The sequence below is a fragment of the Candidatus Cyanaurora vandensis genome, assembly GCF_013285555.1.
Classification (GTDB): Bacteria; Cyanobacteriota; Cyanobacteriia; order Gloeobacterales; family Anthocerotibacteraceae; genus Cyanaurora; species Cyanaurora vandensis.
The window spans coordinates 1-4,886 of sequence record NZ_JAAXLT010000123.1; the positions used below are offsets into that span (position 1 = coordinate 1).

The 4,886-nt window shown below is 56.3% G+C and carries 6 protein-coding genes; 2 read left to right on the top strand and 4 right to left on the bottom strand.

The window, feature by feature from the left end; genetic code table 11:
* The 4 genes from HFM78_RS08625 to secY all read right to left on the bottom strand — a co-directional run.
* Window positions 1-396, bottom strand: a 396-nt coding sequence (locus HFM78_RS08625) for a TIGR04376 family protein (protein ID WP_287129030.1), incomplete at its 3' end; no start/stop codon positions are given.
* Window positions 396-1,166 carry a hypothetical protein gene (locus HFM78_RS08630; protein WP_287129031.1) on the bottom strand — a complete coding sequence of 257 codons (771 nt, stop codon included), beginning with the start codon at window positions 1,164-1,166 and terminating at the stop codon, window positions 396-398. The genes HFM78_RS08625 and HFM78_RS08630, both read right to left, overlap by 1 nt.
* Window positions 1,167-1,228: 62 nt before the next feature.
* On the bottom strand, window positions 1,229-1,888 hold the full coding sequence (locus tag HFM78_RS08635; RefSeq protein WP_287129032.1) for an adenylate kinase: 660 nt from the start codon (window positions 1,886-1,888) through the stop codon (window positions 1,229-1,231).
* 35 nt (window positions 1,889-1,923) lie between these two features.
* Window positions 1,924-3,237, bottom strand: coding sequence for a preprotein translocase subunit SecY (gene secY / locus HFM78_RS08640; protein WP_287129033.1), 1,314 nt, complete (start codon window positions 3,235-3,237; stop codon window positions 1,924-1,926).
* Window positions 3,238-3,344: 107 nt separating this feature from the next.
* Here secY and HFM78_RS08645 point away from each other — a divergent pair, with 107 nt between their 5' ends.
* Window positions 3,345-4,187, top strand: coding sequence for a methyltransferase domain-containing protein (locus tag HFM78_RS08645; RefSeq protein WP_287129034.1), 843 nt, complete (start codon window positions 3,345-3,347; stop codon window positions 4,185-4,187).
* A partial coding sequence (locus tag HFM78_RS08650) for a VOC family protein (protein WP_287129035.1) occupies window positions 4,187-4,886 on the top strand: 700 nt, incomplete at its 3' end. The genes HFM78_RS08645 and HFM78_RS08650, both read left to right, overlap by 1 nt.

A 4,886-nucleotide genomic window follows, 5' to 3' on the forward strand; every position in this document is an offset into this window, starting at 1 on the left:
GACTTCGAGTTCTTGGCGGCGGGGGATGAGTTTTTTGAGTAACTCTTCATGCTGCTGAATTTGAGTGAGGACTTCGTTTTTGCGGGACCAGAGTTGGTTGCCTTGGGTCAAAAGCTGGGCTTCCTGTTGCTGGGCGGCTTGCACGAGGTCACTGCGTCCAGCGGCTTGGGCCTTTTGTTTACGGGCGGCCCACTTTTGGATCTGTTGGGCGGTATCGAGAATTTGTTGGTAGAGGTCCTGCTCTTCTTGGCGAAAACTGGTCAGGCGGTTTTGAGCCTGGGTCTCTTCGTCGCGGACTTGCTCTAACAAGACATAGACCTGGATTTGGGGATTGGCCTGGAGAAACTGTTCCAGCCGACTCTCCAAGAATTGTTCCAGGTCATCCCACAAGCCCACTAACTACCTCCTAGGGAAACAGTGCGGGTCTGGTCGCCCTTTCTCATGATGGTCTGGCTACTGCTAACTTCTTGCACTACCCAGCCGCTACTGAGTTGGTCGCCTACTTTGAATTCTTTGAAGCCCGTGCCCTGCTGAAAAAGAGCCGTGCGTTGATTGCCCTCACCCATCACGCCCACCAGCGTCGGCAGGGTCTCCCCGACCGCCGTGGCGGGTAGTCCAGTGAACACCTGGGGTGCCGTGGCAAGCGTAGGTAATGGCGGTAAAGGTCGTAAAGAAGGTGGGGCCACAGGAATTGTCATGAGGGCGGGCGGCGGGACGAACCGGGGGATATCCAGTCGGCGGGCTTGACTCCAATTGTAACGAGTGGTCGGTTGCTGACGGGCGGAGAAGGGGGAACTAAAGGGGTCGGCTGGACCCTGGTTGGGCTGGGCAAAGTTAGCGCGGGTGGCCACCAGGGTTGCTTGGTAATCCTTGAGTAGTTTTTGGGCCGTGGGGCTGGGTTGGACCACGACTTGCACCTGGGCGGATTTTACCGTGCTTGACCGGACCTGACTTAGCTGACTGAACCACATCAGACCCGCTAAGGAAACGGCAGTCCCAGCGAAACTGAGGAGGACCCATTCGCGGGGGGTAGGGAGCCGCCGGGTAGTACGGGGGGCCATAGGCGGGGGCACGACCGGACTTACGGGGACAGCACCCATCACCTCATCCACAATTTGTTCGGCCTCAGCCTCTAGTTCTTGCCAACTCAAAAATTTAGCCGTCATCACGCACGCCCCAATAGACGGGTCTATTGAGAGATTACCCTAGTTGATTCCTAGATCCTCGCTCAAACTACGGGGCCGAGTAAGTTAGTCAAAGTAGCCAATACATCTTCAGAGGGACGATTGCCGTCTACCCGGTGGAGTTTGTCCTTGGCTTGGTAATAGTTAATCAAGGGCTCGGTGTTGCGATGGTAAGCAGCAAGGCGGGTCGGGACCACATCTTCGCGGTCATCGGAGCGTTGGACCCATTGATGAGGACAGTCCTCCCGTCCACAGCCATTGACTGGCGGGGGATTAAATTTGACGTGGCAGACTTTTTGACAGACGGTGCAGGTCCTTCGACCCACCAGCCGCTCCATCAGGACTGGCTCGGGGACATCTACTAAGACCACGCCTTCTAAGGACTGTCCGAGTTCTTGCAATAGGTTATCTAGAGCCTCAGCTTGGACCGGCGTGCGCGGGAAACCGTCTAAAATCCAACCCGGTTCGGTATCTGGTTCCTGGAGGCGGGCGCGGATTAAGTCCACAATCAAACTGTCGGGGACTAATTCGCCAGCATCCATGTAGGATTTGGCTTGGTGTCCCAGGGGACTACCCTGTTTCACCGCTGCTCGCAAGATATCCCCGGTGGAGATTTGGGGGATGTGGTATCGCTCTTCTAAAGCTTGGGCCTGGGTCCCCTTACCCGCGCCCGGTGCACCCAGCAGGATCAACCGTCGCATCATGACTTGCCGAAATTCCACATTTTAGCCTACAGGGATTACTTACGTTTGACCATCCCCTCATACCGCTGGGAGATCATGTAGGTCTGGACCTGTTTCGCCGTGTCAATCGCCACGCCGACCAGGATCAGGAGTGAAGTCGCCCCCAGTCCGTTGAAGGTCGTAACCCGCGTTGCCTGTTCAATCGCCGTCGGCACCACCGCCACGATCCCCAGGAAAACCGCCCCAATCAAGGTCAAGCGACCAATGATCTTGGCAACATAGTCGGCTGTCGCCTTACCGGGCCGGACACCGGGGATTGAGGACCCCATGCGTTTGAGGTTCTTGGCGAGGTCCTCGGGGTTGATGATGAGCGTGGCGTAGAAGTAGCTGAAGAACAGAATCAAGACCAGATAGAGCAGGGTGTATAGGAAACTCGTTGGATTTAAGTAAGTGCTGATAAACGCGGACACCGCCGGGGAGTTGGCGAACTGGGCAATAGTGTAGGGCAGAACCAAGAGCGAGGAGGCGAAAATAATCGGCATCACCCCGCCCTGGTTGACCCGCAGGGGTAAATAACTCGTCCCCTGTTGACTCATCGTGCCCCGTGGACCGACCTGCCGTTTCGCCGAAAGAATCGGGATGCGCCGGGTCCCTTCCTGGACAAAGACAATCGCCACAATCATGCCGACAAAAACTAAGGACAGGACAATCGCGCCCAGGATCAGACTGTTATCTTTTTGCACAAGGGCGATGGTATTGCCAATCACACTGGGCAAGGATGAGGCAATCGAGACAAAAATCAGCAGTGAAGCCCCGTTACCGATCCCTTTCTCTGTCAACAACTCTCCGACCCACATAATAAAAATTGCGCCTGCTACCAAGGCCAAGGTGGTCTGGATCACAAAAAACACATCCCAACCCGCCGCAAAGGGCCGTACATAAAATGCCAAAGCCAAGCCCTGAATAATCGCCCAGCCCAGGGCCAAGAACCGCGTATATTGGGCGATCTGCCGGCGGCCTTGCTCCCCTTCGTCTTTCTGGAGGGCTTCTAGTTTAGGAAAGACCGGGACTAATAACTGGGTAATGATCGAGGCATTGATATAGGGCAAAATCCCCAGGGCAAAAACTCCCAAGGAACTCAGTCCTCGTCCTGTGAACACATCCAAAAAGCTAATCAACTGGTTATTTTGAATAGACTGCAAAAAACCTTCCTGGTCAATCCCCGGTAGCGGGATGAAAATACCCAGCCGCGCCAGAATCAACAGCCCAATCGTAAATAGAATCCGGTTCCGCAAGTTGCTGGACTGGGCTAACTGACTGAATAACTGCTGGGTACTGGGCGAGCCCGGTCCCTTGGGGCTGACGGTCATGGGATCTCCAACAAAAGGCACTGTCCCTATTATCGTACCTATCTCTCCCGCCTGTAGCTCTAACTAAGGGTGCGGTGTACATTGGATGATCAGTTACCAGGACTCCCGTGGCAACCCAAACCCCGACTGCGTTACGTCAGGACATCCGCGCTTTTTATGATTCTTCCTCCGCGCTCTGGGAGAGTGTCTGGGGCGAACATATGCACCATGGCTACTGGGACTCTCCTGCCCCCAAGGACCGCCGCCAAGCCCAAGTAGACCTAATCGTGGAGCTATTGCGCTGGTCCGGGGTGACGAAAGCCCAACGCATCCTCGACGTAGGTTGCGGGATCGGCGGGAGCAGTCTTTATTTAGCCGAACAACTCCAGGCCCAGGTGACGGGAATCACGCTCAGTCCGGTCCAGGCCCAACGTGCTCAAGCCCGTGCCCAAGCCGCCGGACTCGCGACCCAGACCCAATTTGAAGTGGCGGATGCCCTCGCTCTACCCTACCCCGATGCCAGTTTTGATCTGGTTTGGGCCTTGGAGAGCGGTGAGCACATGGCGGACAAAGCCCGGTTCCTGAGTGAATGCTGGCGGGTCCTCCAGCCCGGTGGACGACTCGTTATGGCGACCTGGTGTTGTGCCCCTGGTCCCCTTACCCCCCAGCAAAACCGCCAACTAGCCAAAATCTATCAAGTCTACTACTTGCCCTATATTCTCAGCATCCCGGCCTACGAGACGATCCTGACGGAGTTGGGCTACCAGGGCATCCAGACGACGGATTGGTCGGCTCAAGTCAGTCAGTTCTGGCAATTGGTCATGGACTCGGCCCAACTTCCGGCGGTGATCCGCGAGATCCGGTCCCTGGGTTGGCCTTTGATCCGGGCGGCCCTAGCGATGGGATTGATGCGTGAGGGCTACCGCACGGGGTTGATTCGCTACGGGGTCTTCACGGCGGTCCGGGGCTAATGGGTGTACCGGACATCCTGGGGATTGACCATCTTACTTTTTATGTCCCCGAGGTGGACCCCTGGGCGTTATGGTTCCGGCGCAAGCTCAACTGTCAAAGCTTGGCGCGGTCGGAGCAATGGACCATTCTCCAGACGGGCGGAGTGGTGGTGGTACTCAAGGTTCCTCAGGATGATTACTTGACCCGTCATCCTCCTGGTTTGGGTGATATCTGTTTCTTGGTCCGCGACTTGACCCCGGTGCGTTCCTTGGCTCAGGTCTGGCCCGTGGGTGAACACAGTCTGCGGATGCCAGCCATCGGGGATGTAACCCATACTTTTCGTCAGGGCCGGGGATTTAGCGGTCAATCGGGCGGGTTTCGGGGGATTGACCATGTGGTTTTTAATGTCGCAGCGGGTCAGCTAGAGCGGGTGCGTCAGTGGTATGAGGACACGCTGGGTTGGTCGGTCCAAGCCCATTACACGATCCAGGGGACCGCTTCAGCTTTGCAGAGCTATGTCATGGTCAATCCTACCGGGACCGTCCAAATCCCCATTAATCAACCCGCCTCTCCCAATTCCCAAGTGCAAGAATTTTTGGACCACAACCGGGGAGCCGGAGTCCAGCACGTCGCGCTAATTAGTGAAAATATTTTTAGGGATGTGGCGCGGTTACGAAGCCGGGGGGTATCCTTCCTGAAAACCCCGACGAATTCTAGCC